The sequence below is a fragment of the Erysipelatoclostridium sp. AM42-17 genome, assembly GCF_003480255.1.
Lineage (GTDB): Bacteria > Bacillota_I > Bacilli_A > Erysipelotrichales > Coprobacillaceae > Faecalibacillus.
This window is the reverse complement of sequence record NZ_QUIN01000004.1, coordinates 40,681-58,773: the sequence shown is the minus strand read 5'-3', so window position 1 is coordinate 58,773 and position 18,093 is coordinate 40,681. Positions and strand designations below refer to the sequence as shown.

The window sequence follows — 18,093 nt, the reverse complement described above, 5'->3', positions numbered from 1 at the left end:
TCATATTAATCTACATATTCGTTATTCTTTAGCAAATTGTTTTTTATTTCTAATAATAATTGTTTTATTTTTTCATCTGATGCATGATTATTTAAAGCATCGATAGCATCTTTTCTTGCAATTTCTAAAATATTAAAATCCTTCATAACATCACCTATCATAAAAGTAGGAACCCCGCTTTGCTTTTGACCAAGCAAATCTCCTGGTCCTCGTATTTGCAAATCATATTTCGATATTTCAAATCCATCATTATGATTAGCCAAAAACATAAGTCGCTCTTTAGCTTCCTTTATCTTAGAATCAGATAACAAATAACAATAACCTTGTTGGCTTCCTCTTCCGACTCTTCCTCTTAATTGATGCAATTGTGATAATCCAAAACGATCCGCATTATAAATGACAATCATGTTGGCATTAGACACATCAACCCCCACTTCAATAACTGTAGTAGAAACAAGAATTTGAATTTGATTATCACTAAATTGTTTCATCATTTCATTTTTTTGTTCATCACTTAATTTACCATGAACCAACCCTACTTTATATTGACCTTTAAAATATCGTGACATAGCATCATAAATTTGATTGGCATCACGGCAATTTAAAGACTCACTTTCATTTACAAGAGGACAGACTACATAACATTGTCCCCCACTTGCTAGATATTGTTTTAAATGAGGTAAAAATGGTTTCATACTTATAGAAGGAACATATTCAGTGATTACCTTTTTTCTTCCTCGAGGCATACTTTGAATGGTTGAAACATCCATATCTCCATACAAAGACATAGCTAATGTTCTAGGAATCGGAGTTGCTGACATAACCAGAAAATCAACCTTTTGTCCCTTGTCTTTTAATGCTTTTCTTTGTTCAACTCCAAAGCGATGCTGTTCATCTGTAATGACTAAACCCAAATTTTGATACTGTACTTTTTCTTGAAATAAAGCATGTGTTCCCACAATTAAATCAATATCACCTTGTGCTATTTGCAGATATAATTCATTTTTTTCTTTTTGTGATAAATGTCCCGTTAATAAACCAATTTTAACATCAGTATTTTTAAATAAATGTGTTAAAGATTGATAATGTTGTAAAGCAAGAATTTCTGTAGGTGCCATCATTGCTCCTTGATAACCTGCTAAATAGTTTGCATATAAACCTATGGCTCCAACAACTGTTTTTCCACTTCCTACATCACCTTGAACAAAACGATACATTAACTTATCACTTTTTAAATCAGTAATAATTTCTTCTACTGCAGTACTTTGATCTTTTGTTAGAGAAAAAGGCAGTTGATTAATAAATTGTTGTAATTTTTTATCATCAATTTCTTTAATCATTCCTACATGTTCATGATGATATTGTTTAATATAATTCATAGTCAATTGAAATTTAAAAAATTCTTCATATTTTAAATATCTAATTGCTTGAATCACATCACTATTTTGATGAGGTTGATGAATTTTAAAATAAGCCTCTTGTCTAGAAATAAGATGATATTGTTGTATTAGATAGTCAGGTAAAATATCTAAAATATGATTTTGATAAAAGTGCAAAGCTTTGTTAATATAACCTCTTAAACTCTTTTGAGTCATTTTTCCTTTAACTGTATAGACAGGAGTAATGCCTTCTAATTGATCTAGTGGTTGCAATTTCATCTCGCTTGCTACTAAAGAATGATTCTTTTGGGTATACTTACCGATTAAAGTCAAAGTCATGCCTTCATGCATATGTGCTTTTAAAAAATGTCGATTAAAGATAGCCACTTTTAATGGCAAATCTTTATATAAAACAGTAAATGTTAATCGTGATAATCTTCCTTTAAAAAATACTTTAGGTTGATCAATTAAAGTTGCTTCTATGATAACTTTTTCTTGATTAATAAGTTCTGTTGGTTCTATCACTTCATAACGATAAGGAAAATACAAAACAAGATCTTTAATATTATGAATTCCCATATTTTCTAATAACGTTATTCTATTATCCTTGATTTTTAATTCTTTTAAACTATGTTCCACTTCTATCACCAACATCTATTCTATCTTATATAAATTAAACAAACAACATGATTAATACTGTAAGTTCAACGATACTGATAATAATACTCATTGAATTAGCAATGGCTGGCGCATCACGATAATAACCAATCTTTTTAGAAAATACCGCTGATACTGTACTAAGAGGTGCTGCTAAAGCCAATACTAAAATCTTTCTGGCAAGTAATGGAAAAGGTAATAAAAAATAACAAACCAGCATAAATAAACTGTTAAATCCAATACGGGTTATTAATATTTTTAATACATCCTTTATTTCACTGGCGCTAACTTTGATTTCTAACATTAAACCAATCATCAACATCGCAAGAAAGCCATTTCCTGAACCTATAAATGTTGAAATAGATAAAACCGGTGCCGGTACTTTAATTTGAAATAAAGCTAAAATAAATAAAATAATATAAACATCAAAAGGAATAGAAGAAAAGAGTTTTTTACATACGCTTTTAAATGTAAGTTTATCTTGTGAATTAGCTACACTACCAGCGATGGCATAAGTTCCACCAAGACCCATTAATGCATTACCAATATCAAACATACATAAATAGGCAACACCCATACCCGGAAAAAAAGTCTCTACAAAAGGTAAGACAAAATTACCAATATTATATCCTGAGCAGTTAATCATAAACATTCCTTTTTTCAAAGCATCCTGATCTAAAAAATAACCAACAATAACAATAAAAACATTAGAAAAAACACCTATTAAAATAAGTCCGATCATAGCTGCATTCACTACCATTCCATTAGCGTTAGAAAGCAAAGCGCATGGAAGTGTAATATTCATAATAATTGTAGCAAGCGTATTACCATCCTTTTTTTCTAACACTTTTATTTTCTTTAAAATAAAGCCTAAAATCACAACAAGGACAAATCCTGTTGCCTTAACAAAGACATTAAACATATTTTCCCTCCATAAATAAAAAAACATCATATGATGTTTTTAATTTTTATCAATTAATGAAATAGCTTGATCTAACGTAGCCTTACCATCCATGTTTGAAAAAGCATTTTCGTCAATTGCAGCACAAGGGATTGCCCCATTTATCATTGATTTTACTTTTTCTAAATCACCCTTTGCCTGAGGTGCAACTAAAACGCAGTCAGCATCAGCCCATGATAAATCAACTGCCGATTCAGCAACAGCCCAACATAATACTTTGGCACCTCTCGATACACCTTCTTTTTTAATAGATTCTACTAATCTACTTGTAGTAATACCAGAAGTACAACATAATAAGATTTTATACATTTTTACACCCCCTATAAGTACTTTTTAAATCTGCAAGCATTTTATCACAATAAGAAACAAATTACTACTATTTTCATAATTAGAAAATCAAATTAGCTCTAAAATGCGCTTTTTGAAAGGCTTATTATTAAACAGGTACATCTAGACACTATTTATCGCACTCATATGAAACATATAGAAAGCAACTACTCAATATCTATATTGTCATTCATTATATAGCTACGGTATCATCACTTTAGGAAGGAGATAGTTAGATGAATGGACATATCAACAATTAAAAAAATCAATGAAAAATTTCAGTTTCTAACAAAATACTGTCACATTCATCCAAATCATTCAATGAAACTACTAGATATTATTGTTATTACACTAAGTTTGTTACTTCTTGTTGATGGAATTAATGGCGAATTCAATAATCCTACAACATTTGATATTATAAAATGGATTTGTTATGTTGCCATGATTATTATTTATATCTTATACAGAAAAGGTATACACAATAACCGTGTTTAATAAAGGGAATACAAACATCATAAACCATTAATGATTTCAAAAAGTCTGTCAGTTTCTTGACATTAAACAAAAAACAATAAAAAACAAAACAATAAATAAAAAGAAGGCAAGAATATGAAAAAAGAAATAAAGATAATTATTCTGTTTTTAGGTATTATCCTCACTTTATTCAAAAATTATTGGTTCATAGGCATGTCATTAATGATTCTAGGATTTTATATAATCTCAAAAGAATAGTTGCAAAACAATTTTTATTACTTTTAGTAAAAGACCATTAAAATATGGCTATTATTGTATTTATTTGTCTAAGCAAAAAAGAGTTGTAAAGAAATCAGCATTATATGCTAGAAATCTTTTCAACTCTTTATTATTATTTATTTTTTATCATTGGTTTTAAAGCTTTGTAAGCTGCTAAAGCGACAACAGCCCCTAAAATAGCTTCAATAATTCCATTTGTTGTTACAACTCCCAATAAAACTGTAACCAATGTTGAATAGCTAACACCTACCGCATGAGCATAGGCTTCTCCAAAAAATACATAAATTCCACCTAATACAAGAACAGTATTTGTCAAGGCTCCTACTAGTGCACCTACAACAACACCAATATTTTCATGATTTTTCTTTTTTAAAATTTCAAAAGTTAAACCAGCTAAATAACCTAGCAAAATACGTGGGATAAAAGCAATAAGTAAACTTTTGTAATTACCACTCATTGTTCCAATTGTCACAAATGGAGAAAAACAAAACGATGTTACTCCAGGTTGAATGGTTGCTTTAATTAAACTTGTCAATCCAAAAACAAACCCTAATTCTGCTCCTGCTTTTTTTCCTAGCATAATTCCTGCAATAATAACTGGAATATGCATTGTTGTGGCATTAAGCGGTCCAATTGGAATATATCCAAGAGGTGTCACAACAAGAATGATTTCAATAGCTAGAAATAAAGCCATTGTCGTCATGTACTGCGTTTTTTTCGATTTCATATAATCCTCCTACTATCGCTCATTAAGATGCGATGTTTTTTTGGTATTCCTTTATTTTAATTGCATTAATAAGTGTCTAACGATCACTTTTAACTTTAAAATAAAAGAACGAATTTATTATATGATAAAATGATATTTTTTACAATCAATAATCAAATATAACTTTTGAACTCAAATATTTTCCATACTTTTCTTTCCAAATATGATGAATATCACTGTTATCAAAATATAATAGTGAATTCTTTTCCATATTAATTACAATCATCAAATCGTATCTTTTTGGTAAATGAATAATGTTTTGATGAATCTCTACTTTGCTAACACCTTGAATAGAAACTGATTTATTAAATAATACTTCAATTTCATCTATGATTTCATCAATATTATCAATATCATCTTTAAATTTAACCATGATAATATGTTTCATTATTCTATCCTTCTTTCCTTAATCTCATATTATTTCTTTTTAAAATCAGAATAAGATTTTAAACCATAAGCTCCTTTAGCATGAGTAATAGCTCTTTTAACACACATTTCTATGACTTCAGTAGCAATAATACCTACTGCATCAACCATACCTTCTACTTCATTAGTGCTTAACACAAAAATAGTATCCCCATCACTCATTGTATGTGCTGGAACAATGGCTTTAGCATAGCCATTATGCGCAATACCAGCAATCTTAGTACATTGTGCCTTATTAAGTTTAACATTTGTTACAATACAGCCAATCGTTGTATTACCCTCAGGTAATTTTCTTAACTGATCCATTTGTTCAAAAACAACCTGACGGGCATCAAGCATTTTACCATCCTTATAAATACCCGCTAACATTTCTTGAGTTTGACTATCAATAATGTTACCACATGCATTAACAGCCACCAATCCTGCTACCTGTACATGACCAACTTGCATCCCATAACTACCTACGCCACCTTTCATAGCATAATCAAATCCAGCAATTTTACCGATACTGGCACCACAACCAGCACCATAGTTTCCTTCTTTTATTTCATTGCTTTCACTATCTAAACAAGCAAGATATCCCATTTGTTTATCTGGTCTTACATGAGGATCACCGACAGACAAATCAAATAAAGAAGCTCCACATACAATAGGAACTCTTGCAACTGACATATCAAAACCGATTTCATGTTCTTCTAAATATTGCATTGCTCCACTAGCTGCATCTAAGCCAAATGCACTTCCCCCACTCAACATAACAGCATGTATTTTTTGTACCATATTGATAGGATTAAGTAGATCTGTTTCTCTTGTTGCTGGTCCACCACCACGAACATCCACACCAGCTGATGCCCCTTGTTCAACAATGACAACACTACATCCTGTACCTGCTTTTTCATTTTGTGCTTGTCCTACTCTAACACCTTTAATATCAGTTAATTTAATTTCCTTCATTTTTATTACCTCAATATCTTTTCTAATAATAAAAATAACATATTTAGGATTGCATTTCATTATAAAAGGTGTATATATTATTTTGAAAGAAGGGATTTTATGTGGATTTTATTCGCAGTAGGTTCTGCTGCTTTTGCAGGTCTTACATCTATTTTAGCTAAATGTGGTATCAAAAAAACAGATTCTACCTTAGCTACTGCCATTCGTACAATCGTTGTATTAATTTTTTCATGGATTATGGTATTTATTGTTCATAGTCAAAATGAAATTTATCAAATTGACACAAAAACTTTATTTTTTCTTATTTTATCAGGACTTGCTACTGGAGCAAGCTGGTTATGTTATTATCGTGCCCTACAATTAGGTGACATTAACAAAGTTGTTCCCATCGATAAAACAAGCACTGTTTTAACAACTCTTTTAGCCTTTATCATTCTTCAAGAACAAGTTTCTTTATTTAAAGTGATCGGCATGATTTTGATTTTAACAGGTACATTTTTAATGATTGAAAAAAAACAAAATACACATCAAACAACAGGTAACAAATGGTTATTGTACGCTATAGGTTCTGCTGTTTTTGCAAGTCTTACAGCCATTTTAGGCAAAATCGGTATTACTCATATTGAATCAAATCTAGGAACAGCTATTCGTACTGTTATCGTATTAATCATGTCTTGGATGATGGTTTTTGTCAGTGGTAAACAAAATGAAGTTTCGTCAATCAATAAAAAAGAGCTTGTTTTTATTTGTTTATCTGGCCTTGCTACTGGTGCAAGTTGGTTATGTTATTATAAGGCATTACAAGATGGATTAGCTAGTGTCGTTGTCCCTATCGACAAATTAAGCATATTGGTCACTGTTCTATTTTCTTATTTGGTTTTTCATGAAAAATTATCTTTTAAAGCATTAGTAGGACTCATTGTTATTGTTGTTGGAACAATGCTGATGCTATTTTAATATGAGGTGATAAAATGACACTATTACAACAATTAAAACAAAAAGATTTCTTTACAGAAACAGAATATCATATTATAAACTATCTTTTAGAACATTTAGATCAGATTGACACCCTAACAATAAATGAATTATCTAAACAAACCTTTTCTTCTAATGCATCCATTATTAGATTATGTAAAAAATTATCTTTTTCAGGTTTTAAACAATTAAAAGTTCAATTAGTAAAAGAAATTGAATCAAATAAATACATATCAAAAAAAGTAAGTTATAGTATTCCTTTTCAGTTTAACCAAACATCATATGAAATCATAGATAACATGTATTCTTTATATAACGAGAGTATTAAACTCATCCAATCACAAATAAATAAAGAAGAATTAATTCAAGTTGCAGAAGTATTAATGAACGCTAATAGAATTTTCATTTATGCTATCGGTGATACTAAATTTACAACCAAAGCTTTTATTAATAAAATGATTAAAATTAATTATTATCCAATTCTTGCTACTGCTGATCATGAAGAACTTTTTATTTCGCAATCTTTAAAAAAAGGAGATTGTGCTTTATTTGTTAGCTACGGTGGTAAAAATGATGTATTAAACCAATGTATTCAAATATGTCATCAAAAAAATATAGAAACAATCATCATTACTGCTAATCAATCTAACCCTATCATTCGTCAATGCCTACACAAAATTATGATTCCAAATGAAGAAAAAGAATATAAGATAGCCACTTTTTATTCTCAGTTTGCTATACAATATATTCTTAATATCATCTTTGCCATTATTTATAATCATCAATAATTATTTAAGTTTACTAACACCTTGTTCAAGCATTTCCATTTGTAATAATGTTTGCCAAGGTTGAATGACTTGTTCTTTACCATGAACAATACTTTCATAAATTCCATCATAAACACGCCCATAGTCCCCATCTACTGATGGGACTTTTTCTTCATGATAGCCTCCTTGATCATCATAATATGTCAAAATTCCAAAATGTTCTGGTAAATCTTTACCAAAATCTTGATGATCAGGCATATAAAATAATTTTAAGTGTTCTTCTTGACGATCTTTTGTTTCTTTTACAAACATTCCTTTTTTACCATAAACAATAAAAGAAGGACGTGATTTAACCCTAAAATAAGAAGATTTAACTGATACTTTTAATTTACCATAATATAAATCTAAGTCAAAATAATCATTCATTCTACCTGCACCAAGTAGTTGTCTTACATCATAATGAACATAATCAGGCATACCAAAATAAGAAATGACTTGATCTAATGTATGACAACCATGCCCATATAAATAAGACATTGCTGGATCAAACTGATGAACACTTTCAGGTATTTCAGGTCGATAATAATCAAAATGCATTTCTAACTCTAATAAATCTCCTAATTTCCCTGATTCAATTACTTTTTGAACAGTTAAAAAGTCACTATCATATCTTCTGTTTTGATAAGCTGAACAGTATAATCCTTTTTCTTTAGCTAATTCAAAAATTTCTTTTGCCTGTTGGCTATTTTCCATAAATGGCTTTTCACATAGAACATGTTTACCTGCTTCTAAAGCTTTTTTACTATATTCATAATGAAAATGATGTCCGGTACATACAACAACCATATCAATTTCATCATCTAAAAAGATATCATCTTGATTTTCAGTATAATGAACTCCTTCAATTTGTTCCCATATATCATGATGAATATGCGGATTATAAATAGTCTTAACAATAAATTTATCTTTTCTTTGCATGACAAAAGGTAAATGATATCTATTTGTACTTTTACCATTGCCAATATATCCTAATACAATTTTATTATCTATCATTATCAAACACGATCCCTTCTTGTTTTCTACCTTCTTCCATTAATTTTGAAATTAATAATGAAAGTTCTAACATTTCTTGTTGCTTCGTATGGTTATTTTCTTCAATCATTTTTATAAATTCTTTAAATTCATAGATTAAACGATGTTTTTTCTCGAATGTTTTTATTTCACTTGTTCCATCATTATAGCATATTTCATATTCTGTCATCTGACTTAGTGGTGCTTTAACAACAATAGCCGCCTGATTACCTTGAATAGTATTCATTAAAGGTGCTTTACAATCTTTAGCACCAATGCATAATGCTTTAAAGTTACCATAATCAAAAGTCATCATCCCACTGGTATCAATCTTATTTTCAATATTAGCCATGTAACGATGTGAAACTGGTTTACCAAATAAATCAATTAAAGCATGAATATTATAAACATTTAAATCCATCAAAGCCCCTCCGGCTTTATGATAATCAAACGCTGGTAAAATCGTTCCTTCTTTAAATGCATTATAACGTGAAGAATATTGAGAATAGTTAAATGAAACAATTTTTATATCTCCTAATTTTTTTAAATCTGCTTTTAAAGAAAGAAATGCTGGTGTATAGTGTAAATTCATTGCCTCAAAAATCATACAATGGCTCTTTTGGGCAATATCAATTAATTCCTTCAATTCCTGACTATTTGCAGTAATTGGTTTTTCAATAATAACATGCTTTCCCTTTTCTAATGCTTTTTTAGCAAAACTATAATGCAAATGATTAGGTAAAGCTACATAAATAGTATCAATATCACTATCTAAAAGTTCATCATAATCTAAATAATATCCATCAAAATGATGTTCCTTAATCATTTTTTCAGTTTCTTCCAATGTATTTTCTGTCGACAAAATAACAGTCTTTTCAATGTTTAATTCATCATAAGTTGTCATTAAATCTTTGACAATCATTCCTGTACCTAATATTCCTAATTTCATATTTCTTCCTCCTTGTCTATCCATCCAAAATATTGACAAGCATACGCTATGCCATCATCTTTATTTTCTTTTGTAATAAAATCCGCTTTATCTTTTAAACTCGAACACGCATTGCCCATGGCTATTTTTGTCCATTCATCTTTAAACATAATTATATCATTAGTATCATCACCAAAGACGACAACTTGATCATCTCTACCACCAATATAGTCTATCATTTTTTTAATACCTTGATCTTTTTTATCATGTTGAAAAGTCAAATAAGAAGGAACAAATCTTAAATAGCCTAATTCTTTTCTTGTTGTAAGTAAAGGTTCATCCTCTTGACTAATAGCCACATAAACTTTGTAAATGTTTTCCAACTTATCAAAAGATAATTTTGGATCGTAAATGTATTCTGTAGGTTCTTGCCGCTTACCTACCTGTTCAATAAATTGATGATCATTCATCATAACTTTAATACTGTCGTCGAAAGCAACCAATACACCACAACCTAACTCTTTAGCTTGTTTGCATAATGCTAATGCTTTTTCACGATTTAATGGTTCATTTTCAACTAATTTTCCATGATCAGCCAAAGCTGCCCCACCATTAGCCACAACATAATCAATCCCCATTTCACGGGCAAAATCCTTAACTTTATAATAAGCTCTGCCACTCGCAATACAAACAAAATGTCCCTTTTCTTTTAGTTTCTTTATTGTTTCTTTCACTGATAAGGGTACTTCCCCTGTTTCTTTTATCGTTAAAGTTCCATCAATATCAAAGAAAAAACATTTCTTTTCCATTATTCCACACCTTCTAACAATCCAATCGCTTCTTCAATGTTATTAACACATACATCAACTTTATCCTTTAAATCAGATGGTGAACTATGAAATGTAAAACAATAATCACTTGCCTCAAATAACGGAAGATCATTGTATGAATCCCCTATACCACTGATATGTTCTATTTGTAATGCCTTTTTAATTTCTTTAATACCTTGTCCTTTAGAACAATCTTTACTAACTATATCAATAGAATTTTTATTTTGAAAAGGCATAACGTCGCCATAACGATAAATTGAATCTAATTCTTTTTTTGTTGTCATCTCATCTTTAAAAATCAAAGAAACGCTATAAATAACTTCGTGTTCTACTTCTTTAAAATGATGTACAATTTGACAATATGAATGATTTTCTTCATTAAACGTTGCATAAAAGATATCTCTATTCCCTGTTTGAATAATCATATCTGCTTGATTAAAATAATCTAAAAAGATATTTTTTGCTGTTTCTTTATTCATAGGGGTATGTTGGATTATATTCATTCTTTTGTCGAGAATTAAAGCTCCAGTAGATAAAATATAAAAATCTAAATCTAATTTTTTTACATCATCTAAAGCACATAACGGTCTGCCTGTACACACGCCAAATAAATGATTTTTTTGATATTTTTTTATTGCCTTTTCATCATCTTCTTTAATTCGTCCATCAAAGACTAAAGTATGATCTATATCACTTACTAATGCTTTCATTTTTATACTCCTTTAAAACATCTACAATTACTTGATGATCTTGATCATGTTCAAGACCGGAAACGTAGATGCCGCCGATTATTTGATGCTTAACAATAAGTGGAAAACCACCACCACATATCACATATCCTTTTTTTAATTCTTCATCTTGAAACAACTGATCATCTTGATGTTGTTTGTACACATAATAAGTACTATGTTGATATTTTTCTAATGTATTTTGTTTATAATCTAACCACTTTGTTCCTGTTTTACCATCCATCAAGTATTGAAAAACAATATCGTGATTCATCACTACTCTTATTCTAACAGGTTTTAATCGTTCTTGGGTTATTTTTTTTATTATCATTTGACCAACATAAAAAGCATCTTTATGGCAAAATGACTCAAAAGATAATTCATTTTCTAATTGCAAAAGTTCTTCTTGATTCATATACATCTTCCTTTCACTCTTTTTATATCACACTAGATATACAATCCATAGTTTTATACAATAAGTAGGAAAAAAAGTTCATCATTCTTTTATTATATTTTTCAAAACAAGAATTAAAAGTTCAAAAAAGCGCTCACTTATGTGAACGCTTATAAATGATTAGCATTTAACCAATCCTTAACCTCTTGTAAACTATCATGTACTTGGCTACCTCTAATTGCAAGTCCTTGATGAACGATAGCTTGAGGACATAATTTTTTTATATCATTTTCACTTACGCCCATACCACTGCCTTCATGGCTGCATAATGGATAAATATGCTTACCAGTTGTATCATGTGTTTGTAAAAAAGTAAACATAGCCATCGGCATTGTAGACCACCAGTTAGGATAACATAAGATAATATGATCATATTGATTGAACCGATGAACATAATCTAGTATTTTAGGTCTTTCTTGATTTAGTAATTCTTTTTTTGCCTGAGCAGTACATTGATGATAATCTTGAGGATAACTATGTACTGTTTTTACTTGAAATAACGTACTATCAATTAATTCATGTATCATTTTAGCAAGAACTTCGCAATTTCCTTGAGGTAAATCAACAATATTACCTGCTACATAATTTTCGCCTTTTCTAGAAAAATAAACAATTAAATTTTTACTCATTACATTCCACCTCTTTCATTATCATTATAAAAGATTGCTTAATATAAACAATTTTCATTACTAATGAAATAAATAAGTTTTTCTAATCATTATGATTCTTGATGTTTTTCTCTAAGTTTATTTCTTAATAATTCAGCAAATTCTTCTACATAGTATTGAGAATTCTCTTTTTTCCAAAAAGCACAATAATTTCTTTGAATTGGTTTTTGATGACGATACAAAGGAATAGCTTTAATTTGTTTTGAAGCAAGTTGAGGTTTATTTGCGTATTCAATTGGCATAAAGCCTTTATTGATTGTAACCAATAATCTAGCTTCTTCTATTCCATCTACAAAAATATATTTTCCTTTTAAACCGATGATATTTTTATAAAACTCTTGTTCTATTTCTTGTTGTTCTTTAGATGCTACAAGTATGCACGTTTCTTTTTTTAAATCTTGTACGTCAAGTTTTGTTTGATTGCTTAAAGGATGTTGATTAGAAATTTCTACATAACAATCCATATGTAAAAGATGATAATTAATATAATCATCATGAAAAGTCCTTCTTTGATCACTAATAATTAAATTTAAATCATCATTAACTAAATAATTATATAATTCTTCATGATTACCTATTTTCAACTCAATGGAAACATGAGGATAAAGATTAGAAAACTCTATAATTGACTCTCTTATCTCCTTACCATGATAGTCTCTTAGATAACCTATTTTTAATACATTTTCATCTTCCTCTATTTCTTTTGTCTTTTTACATAACTCATATACTTCTTGTACAATATCCTTACAATGATGATAAAAATATTCTCCTGCCGGTGTTAAAGAAATTGCTTTTTTATTTCTTACTAGAAGTTTAACATCTAATTCTTCTTCTAAAGATTTAATTTGTTGAGATATAGCAGATTGTGAAATAAAGCATTCTTCAGCTGCTTTAGTAAAACTTTTTGTATTGACTACCGAAATAAAGTATTGCATTTGTTTATACATTTAATCATCTCCTAAAAATATTATAACTGATAAAATAAAATGATGAATAAACTTCATCATTTTATTTTTCAAATGTTATAGCTACGTCTTTAAGATACTCAATAATAGGTAAATGTTGTGGACATATTCTTTGACATTGTCCACATTGTAAACATTCACTGGCCTTTCCATTAGATTTAGTATGGACACCATAATAGTAATCACTATTCCAATCATTAAATTGCTTTTTAGCATTAAAACAAGCAAATAAATCGGGTATCTTGATTTTCTTTGGACAACCATCTTCACAATAACGACAACCTGTACAAGCAATACCACCCATGGATTTTAATATATGGCTTACTTTAAACACAGCGGCATATTCATCTTTTGAAAAAGGAACAAAATCTTTCATATAACTAAGATTATCTTTCATTTGTTCAAAAGTGCTCATTCCTGATAAGACCTGGAATACACCATCAAATGAAGCCGCAAAACGAATAGCATAACTAGCATAACTGTCTCCATTTAACTGATCTAGTACCTTTTTTGCTTCATCTGGTAAACGAATTAAACCACCACCCTTGACAGGTTCCATAATTAATACTGGTTTATTAAATTGACGACATACATCATATACTTTTTTGCTTTGAACACCAGCATCATGATAATCAACGTAATTAAGTTGAATTTGGACAACTTCGATTTCAGGATGTTCTGTCAGTATTTGTTCTAATACTTCACTACGATCATGAAAAGAAATACCGATATGTTTAATCTTTCCTTCTTTTTTTAACTGTTTAACCACATCATAAGCATGACATTTTTGGAAATGTTGATAAATTTGTTGATCTTGCGCATGCATTAAATAATAATCAAAGTAATCAAAACCTGTTTTTTCTAATTGTTCCTTAAATAATGGGCGTATATCTTCCTCTTTATTAAAAAAATGAACAGATAACTTATTTGTTAAAGTATAACTTTCTCTAGGATAACGAGCATCCAGACAATCTCTTAATGCTGTTTCACTTTTTCCTTGTAAATAACCATGCGCTGTATCAAAATATGAAAATCCCTCAGCCATATACAAATCAATCATTTTATTAAATTCTTCATAATCCACGTCTTCACCTTTCATCGGCAGACGCATACAGCCAAATCCTAATTTTTTCATTTTTATTTCCTACTTACATGCTTCATTTACACAACGTAATGCGTTTAAACTTCTAGGATATCCAATAAATGGCAAGCATTGAGAAATAATTTTAATAAGAAAAGCTTTATCATTACCTATTTTCATATTTGCTGCTGCATGAGATGTTAATTGTGGTTCACATCCACCTTGAGCTGCTAAAAAACAAAATGTGATCATTTCTCTTTCATTATAATCTAAACCATGACGTGTATAATAATCTCCAAAACAATTATCAGCCAACCAGTGATTAATATGTCTTGATTCTTCAGGACCAGATTTATAAAATTCTCTCATCCCTTCACCAAAAATATCAACCTGCGCTTGAATACCTTTTTCTAAGCGATTTTGTGGCGTTGTTGTTGATTGTCCTTCTAAAGGTAAAGCAATATTTTGTGCTTTACAAAAATCATTAACTGCATGTAAAAAAGGAAAGACTCTACCAATTCCTAAATATGCAACTCCTTGATATACAATTTCTTTCATTTCTACAGGAGTTACTCCAAATTGATAAGCAGCTTTTAACATTGCCTTAAACTCATCAATACCTTGACATCCAATTAAAGTAGCAAGAATCGCTTTCATTCTTACTTTATCGTCTAAATCATCTTGATTAACAACTTCATCAAAAGCAAAGTTATCAAATAATTCTATAAATTCAGGATCAGTTTTTAATAATTGAGATTCATATCCCGGAAACATTCTTTCATGATATTTTTTTGCATTTTCACTAATAGCCATATTTTTACCTTCTTTCTATTATTTTTCTGGTTTTAATGGTCCATAGAAATAAGATGCTGTTGCACCACCATCTATCAAGAAATCTGAACCAGTAATAAATGCTCCTTTATCTGACATAATTAGTTCAGCCACATTAGCCACTTCATCTGCAGTTCCTGGTCTTCCAGCCGGACATTTAGCAAACATATTTTTATAAAAATCTCCTCGTGGACCGTTGAACTCATCAACAGCTAAAGGTGTAACAATGATACCTGGAGAAATAGAATTAATTCTAGCCCCTTTTTGTCCCCATCTCACTGATTCAAACATCACTCTTTTTTCATTACAACGTTTTGCTAATTGGTATGCATGTAAAGTATCATGGATATTTTCTACTTGTAACATATCAAGATTTAGCAATTCTTCGGTTGGTGTTGTAGCAAGCAACTCATCTTCTTGTGATGTCAGTTGTTTCATACGATGTCCTGATTGACTAGAGATGGTTACACCCACACCACCTTCTTTTATTACTTTACCAACTTCTTCTAACAAAACTGCTGTTCCATATAAATCTACTTTTAAAATAGCTTCAATTGGTGCCTGTGATGGTGAAACACCAGCACCATTAATTAAGTAAGCAATATCTCCAAAGCTTCTAGCAAATTCAATCATTTCCAATATTGAACTTCTTGATGATAAATCCATTTCAAACGGCTCCACATCAAATCCTGCATTATTCATTGTCTCAGCAATTGTCCTTGCGTTATGAATATTTTTATCTCCTAAAACAATCTTTTTTCCATAACCAATTCTTCTGGCAATAGCCATACTAATTTGACCAGCGCCAGTTACTAACATAACGTCTTTCATATAATCACTCCTTTTACATTCATTATTATATTAATTTGATAATTGACAAACAATTTCCATTACTAATCATATACATAAGAATTACTTATAAAGTATATCATAGTATGTAGATAGGCAAAGTATGTATTTACAATTTCATCTTTTTTATCTATACTAATAAAGTAAATTAGAGGAGATTAAAATGACAAATCAATATTCAAGAACGCAATTACTTATAGGACAAGATGGAATTGAAAAATTAAAGAAAGCACATGTTGCTATTTTTGGCATTGGTGGTGTTGGTGGGTATGTTGTTGACGCACTTGCTCGTAGTGGTGTCCAACATTTTGATTTGATTGATGATGATCGCATATGCCTAACTAATATTAATCGCCAACTTATTGCAACTAGAAAAACCGTTGGAAAATATAAAGTTGATGTAATGGAAGAACATATTAAAGACATTTTTCCTTTATGCCGTATCAATACCTATAAAACATTCTTTTTACCAGAAAATAAAGATACTTTCCCATTTGAAGAATATGACTATATCATTGATGCCTTAGATACAGTAACAGCAAAAATTGAACTTGCTGTTTTGGCTCAAGAAAAACAAATTCCCATTATTAGTTGTATGGGGGCTGGTAATAAACTTGATCCATCTCAATTTGAAGTGAGTGATATTTATAAAACAAGTATCTGTCCTCTAGCAAGGGTAATGAGAAGAGAATTAAAAAAACGTCATATAAAAAAATTAAAAGTTGTCTATTCTAAAGAAAAACCAATTAGACCACTTGAGGATATGTCTATTAGTTGTCGTAATCACTGTATATGCCCTCCTGGTGTAACAAGAAACTGTTTAGATCGTCGCGACATACCAGGAAGCATCGCTTTTGTTCCATCTGTAGCAGGACTGATTGTTGCTGGTGAAGTTGTTAAAGATTTAATCAATGCGTAAAAAAAACTTAGGTTAAATTCAATTTAAACCTAAGTTTTTTATATGAGTTTTTCATGTTTTAATGCTTTTGTAATACCTTCTTGATCAACATTATCGGTAATATAAGTTGCTACGTTTTTTAATGAATCAACAGCATTACCCATAGCTATTCCGTGATTGACTTCTCTAAACATAGCACGATCATTTTCACCATCACCAAATGCATAAGCATCATTTTTAGATATTTTAAAATATTTTAAAATATAAGCAATGCCATCTCCTTTATCAAATCCAATGGTTGAACAATCACAGTTTCCAATACCACCATGATCATTAATAACCAAATTCTCTTTAAATACGTTCACCATATTTAAATAGCGTTCTCTATCTCGATAATAAATATCAAGTGTATAAACCGTAATTTTGTCATCATAAGGTTGAATTCTTATTTTCCCATATTCTTTTTTAGCTTGTTCTATTTCTTCATCACTTAAATGATAAGCCATAGAACAATCATCACTAACAAGTAAAGCACCCAAATTATTTTTATCAAGTAAATCTAGATATGTTCGTAATTCATCCCGGCTAAAAGCTTCACCATGAAGTTTTTTATTTTGATACAAAATATACCTACCATTACAACAAACAATTCCGTCAACTAAATGACCAAATAGTTTTTTTGCATAAAATGGCGCTCTACCGGTACATATAAAAGTCTTATGTGATTTATCTTTTAATAATTTTAATGCTTTTAAATTAGACTCCGGTATTTCCCCACGAACTGCTAGTGTTCCATCAATATCAAAAAATATAATTTTATCCATA

General features: G+C 29.8%; 21 protein-coding genes. 4 read left to right on the top strand and 17 right to left on the bottom strand.

The features are described 5' to 3' along the window. Window positions 1-5: 5 nt before the first annotated feature. From recG to DW911_RS02910, 3 genes are read right to left on the bottom strand one after another with little or no spacing between them, the layout of a single operon-like run. Window positions 6-2,018: an ATP-dependent DNA helicase RecG gene (gene recG, locus DW911_RS02920; protein WP_233542988.1), complete on the bottom strand. Its 2,013-nt coding sequence runs from the start codon at window positions 2,016-2,018 to the stop codon at window positions 6-8. Window positions 2,019-2,052: 34 nt separating this feature from the next. Further along, a complete protein-coding gene (locus DW911_RS02915) occupies window positions 2,053-2,958 on the bottom strand; it encodes an AEC family transporter (RefSeq protein WP_118431924.1) in 906 nt (301 codons plus the stop codon). A 39-nt stretch (window positions 2,959-2,997) separates the two neighbouring features. Next, window positions 2,998-3,306 (bottom strand): PTS sugar transporter subunit IIB, encoded by a 309-nt coding sequence (locus DW911_RS02910; protein WP_118431926.1) that lies wholly within the window; start codon window positions 3,304-3,306, stop codon window positions 2,998-3,000. A 258-nt stretch (window positions 3,307-3,564) separates the two neighbouring features. Here DW911_RS02910 and DW911_RS02905 point away from each other — a divergent pair, with 258 nt between their 5' ends. Beyond that, on the top strand, window positions 3,565-3,819 hold the full coding sequence (locus DW911_RS02905; RefSeq protein ID WP_118431928.1) for a hypothetical protein: 255 nt from the start codon (window positions 3,565-3,567) through the stop codon (window positions 3,817-3,819). Between the two features lie 370 nt (window positions 3,820-4,189). Here the strand turns inward: DW911_RS02905 and DW911_RS02900 are convergent, their stop codons facing one another. The 3 genes from DW911_RS02900 to DW911_RS02890 form a co-directional block, all read right to left on the bottom strand. Next, window positions 4,190-4,804, bottom strand: a complete 615-nt coding sequence (locus DW911_RS02900; protein WP_118431930.1) for an ECF transporter S component — start codon at window positions 4,802-4,804, stop codon at window positions 4,190-4,192. A 145-nt stretch (window positions 4,805-4,949) separates the two neighbouring features. Continuing rightward, window positions 4,950-5,231 (bottom strand): Dabb family protein, encoded by a 282-nt coding sequence (locus DW911_RS02895; protein ID WP_118431932.1) that lies wholly within the window; start codon window positions 5,229-5,231, stop codon window positions 4,950-4,952. Window positions 5,232-5,260: 29 nt separating this feature from the next. Further along, window positions 5,261-6,223 (bottom strand): P1 family peptidase, encoded by a 963-nt coding sequence (locus DW911_RS02890; RefSeq protein ID WP_118431934.1) that lies wholly within the window; start codon window positions 6,221-6,223, stop codon window positions 5,261-5,263. A 99-nt stretch (window positions 6,224-6,322) separates the two neighbouring features. Here DW911_RS02890 and DW911_RS02885 point away from each other — a divergent pair, with 99 nt between their 5' ends. Together DW911_RS02885 and DW911_RS02880 are read left to right on the top strand one after the other, a co-directional pair. Then, window positions 6,323-7,180 (top strand): EamA family transporter, encoded by an 858-nt coding sequence (locus DW911_RS02885; protein WP_118431936.1) that lies wholly within the window; start codon window positions 6,323-6,325, stop codon window positions 7,178-7,180. 14 nt (window positions 7,181-7,194) lie between these two features. After that, complete coding sequence (locus DW911_RS02880) at window positions 7,195-7,986, top strand: MurR/RpiR family transcriptional regulator (RefSeq protein ID WP_118607446.1); 792 nt, start codon at window positions 7,195-7,197, stop codon at window positions 7,984-7,986. Here DW911_RS02880 and DW911_RS02875 read toward each other — a convergent pair whose 3' ends face one another. The 10 genes from DW911_RS02875 to DW911_RS02830 all read right to left on the bottom strand — a co-directional run bounded on the left by DW911_RS02875 (window position 7,987) and on the right by DW911_RS02830 (window position 16,352). Further along, window positions 7,987-9,018, bottom strand: a complete 1,032-nt coding sequence (locus DW911_RS02875; RefSeq protein ID WP_118431940.1) for a Gfo/Idh/MocA family oxidoreductase — start codon at window positions 9,016-9,018, stop codon at window positions 7,987-7,989. Further along, the gene (locus DW911_RS02870) at window positions 9,008-9,985 is read right to left on the bottom strand and encodes a Gfo/Idh/MocA family protein (RefSeq protein ID WP_118431942.1); all 978 of its coding nucleotides are present in this window, start codon (window positions 9,983-9,985) and stop codon (window positions 9,008-9,010) included. The genes DW911_RS02875 and DW911_RS02870 overlap by 11 nt, the downstream gene beginning before the upstream one ends. Further along, window positions 9,982-10,773, bottom strand: a complete 792-nt coding sequence (locus DW911_RS02865) for a Cof-type HAD-IIB family hydrolase (RefSeq protein ID WP_118607445.1) — start codon at window positions 10,771-10,773, stop codon at window positions 9,982-9,984. Before DW911_RS02865 ends, DW911_RS02870 begins: the two co-directional genes overlap by 4 nt. Further along, window positions 10,773-11,504: an HAD-IIB family hydrolase gene (locus DW911_RS02860; protein WP_118431946.1), complete on the bottom strand. Its 732-nt coding sequence runs from the start codon at window positions 11,502-11,504 to the stop codon at window positions 10,773-10,775. Before DW911_RS02860 ends, DW911_RS02865 begins: the two co-directional genes overlap by 1 nt. Further along, a complete protein-coding gene (locus tag DW911_RS02855; protein WP_158568167.1) occupies window positions 11,485-11,937 on the bottom strand; it encodes a heme-binding protein in 453 nt (150 codons plus the stop codon). Before DW911_RS02855 ends, DW911_RS02860 begins: the two co-directional genes overlap by 20 nt. Before the next feature lie 149 nt (window positions 11,938-12,086). Then, complete coding sequence (locus DW911_RS02850) at window positions 12,087-12,605, bottom strand: flavodoxin (RefSeq protein ID WP_118607444.1); 519 nt, start codon at window positions 12,603-12,605, stop codon at window positions 12,087-12,089. Between the two features lie 89 nt (window positions 12,606-12,694). Then, window positions 12,695-13,591 carry a LysR family transcriptional regulator gene (locus tag DW911_RS02845; protein ID WP_118431952.1) on the bottom strand — a complete coding sequence of 299 codons (897 nt, stop codon included), beginning with the start codon at window positions 13,589-13,591 and terminating at the stop codon, window positions 12,695-12,697. Window positions 13,592-13,652: 61 nt separating this feature from the next. Then, window positions 13,653-14,744, bottom strand: coding sequence for an aldo/keto reductase (locus DW911_RS02840; protein WP_118607443.1), 1,092 nt, complete (start codon window positions 14,742-14,744; stop codon window positions 13,653-13,655). Between the two features lie 9 nt (window positions 14,745-14,753). Beyond that, window positions 14,754-15,503, bottom strand: a complete 750-nt coding sequence (locus DW911_RS02835; protein WP_118607442.1) for a carboxymuconolactone decarboxylase family protein — start codon at window positions 15,501-15,503, stop codon at window positions 14,754-14,756. An 18-nt stretch (window positions 15,504-15,521) separates the two neighbouring features. Further along, window positions 15,522-16,352, bottom strand: coding sequence for an SDR family oxidoreductase (locus tag DW911_RS02830; RefSeq protein ID WP_118607441.1), 831 nt, complete (start codon window positions 16,350-16,352; stop codon window positions 15,522-15,524). Window positions 16,353-16,533: 181 nt separating this feature from the next. Between DW911_RS02830 and DW911_RS02825 the strand changes: the two genes are divergently transcribed. After that, window positions 16,534-17,289 (top strand): tRNA threonylcarbamoyladenosine dehydratase, encoded by a 756-nt coding sequence (locus DW911_RS02825; RefSeq protein ID WP_118607440.1) that lies wholly within the window; start codon window positions 16,534-16,536, stop codon window positions 17,287-17,289. 38 nt (window positions 17,290-17,327) lie between these two features. On the opposite strand, the gene DW911_RS02820 is transcribed toward DW911_RS02825, so the two are convergent. Continuing rightward, window positions 17,328-18,092 carry a Cof-type HAD-IIB family hydrolase gene (locus DW911_RS02820; protein ID WP_158575433.1) on the bottom strand — a complete coding sequence of 255 codons (765 nt, stop codon included), beginning with the start codon at window positions 18,090-18,092 and terminating at the stop codon, window positions 17,328-17,330. Window position 18,093: the final 1 nt, after the last annotated feature.

Bases quoted from the DNA above. Each gene is read 5' to 3' on its own strand.
- DW911_RS02915 (WP_118431924.1), bottom strand. From the start codon at position 2,958: ATGTTTAATGTCTTTGTTAAGGCAACAGGATTTGTCCTTGTTGTGATT.
- DW911_RS02910 (WP_118431926.1), bottom strand. From the start codon at position 3,306: ATGTATAAAATCTTATTATGTTGTACTTCTGGTATTACTACAAGTAGA.
- DW911_RS02905 (WP_118431928.1), top strand. From the start codon at position 3,565: ATGGACATATCAACAATTAAAAAAATCAATGAAAAATTTCAGTTTCTA.
- DW911_RS02900 (WP_118431930.1), bottom strand. From the start codon at position 4,804: ATGAAATCGAAAAAAACGCAGTACATGACGACAATGGCTTTATTTCTA.
- DW911_RS02895 (WP_118431932.1), bottom strand. From the start codon at position 5,231: ATGAAACATATTATCATGGTTAAATTTAAAGATGATATTGATAATATT.
- DW911_RS02890 (WP_118431934.1), bottom strand. From the start codon at position 6,223: ATGAAGGAAATTAAATTAACTGATATTAAAGGTGTTAGAGTAGGACAA.
- DW911_RS02885 (WP_118431936.1), top strand. From the start codon at position 6,323: ATGTGGATTTTATTCGCAGTAGGTTCTGCTGCTTTTGCAGGTCTTACA.
- DW911_RS02880 (WP_118607446.1), top strand. From the start codon at position 7,195: ATGACACTATTACAACAATTAAAACAAAAAGATTTCTTTACAGAAACA.
- DW911_RS02875 (WP_118431940.1), bottom strand. From the start codon at position 9,018: ATGATAGATAATAAAATTGTATTAGGATATATTGGCAATGGTAAAAGT.
- DW911_RS02870 (WP_118431942.1), bottom strand. From the start codon at position 9,985: ATGAAATTAGGAATATTAGGTACAGGAATGATTGTCAAAGATTTAATG.
- DW911_RS02865 (WP_118607445.1), bottom strand. From the start codon at position 10,773: ATGGAAAAGAAATGTTTTTTCTTTGATATTGATGGAACTTTAACGATA.
- DW911_RS02860 (WP_118431946.1), bottom strand. From the start codon at position 11,504: ATGAAAGCATTAGTAAGTGATATAGATCATACTTTAGTCTTTGATGGA.
- DW911_RS02855 (WP_158568167.1), bottom strand. From the start codon at position 11,937: ATGAATCAAGAAGAACTTTTGCAATTAGAAAATGAATTATCTTTTGAG.
- DW911_RS02850 (WP_118607444.1), bottom strand. From the start codon at position 12,605: ATGAGTAAAAATTTAATTGTTTATTTTTCTAGAAAAGGCGAAAATTAT.
- DW911_RS02845 (WP_118431952.1), bottom strand. From the start codon at position 13,591: ATGTATAAACAAATGCAATACTTTATTTCGGTAGTCAATACAAAAAGT.
- DW911_RS02840 (WP_118607443.1), bottom strand. From the start codon at position 14,744: ATGAAAAAATTAGGATTTGGCTGTATGCGTCTGCCGATGAAAGGTGAA.
- DW911_RS02835 (WP_118607442.1), bottom strand. From the start codon at position 15,503: ATGGCTATTAGTGAAAATGCAAAAAAATATCATGAAAGAATGTTTCCG.
- DW911_RS02830 (WP_118607441.1), bottom strand. From the start codon at position 16,352: ATGAAAGACGTTATGTTAGTAACTGGCGCTGGTCAAATTAGTATGGCT.
- DW911_RS02825 (WP_118607440.1), top strand. From the start codon at position 16,534: ATGACAAATCAATATTCAAGAACGCAATTACTTATAGGACAAGATGGA.
- DW911_RS02820 (WP_158575433.1), bottom strand. From the start codon at position 18,092: ATGGATAAAATTATATTTTTTGATATTGATGGAACACTAGCAGTTCGT.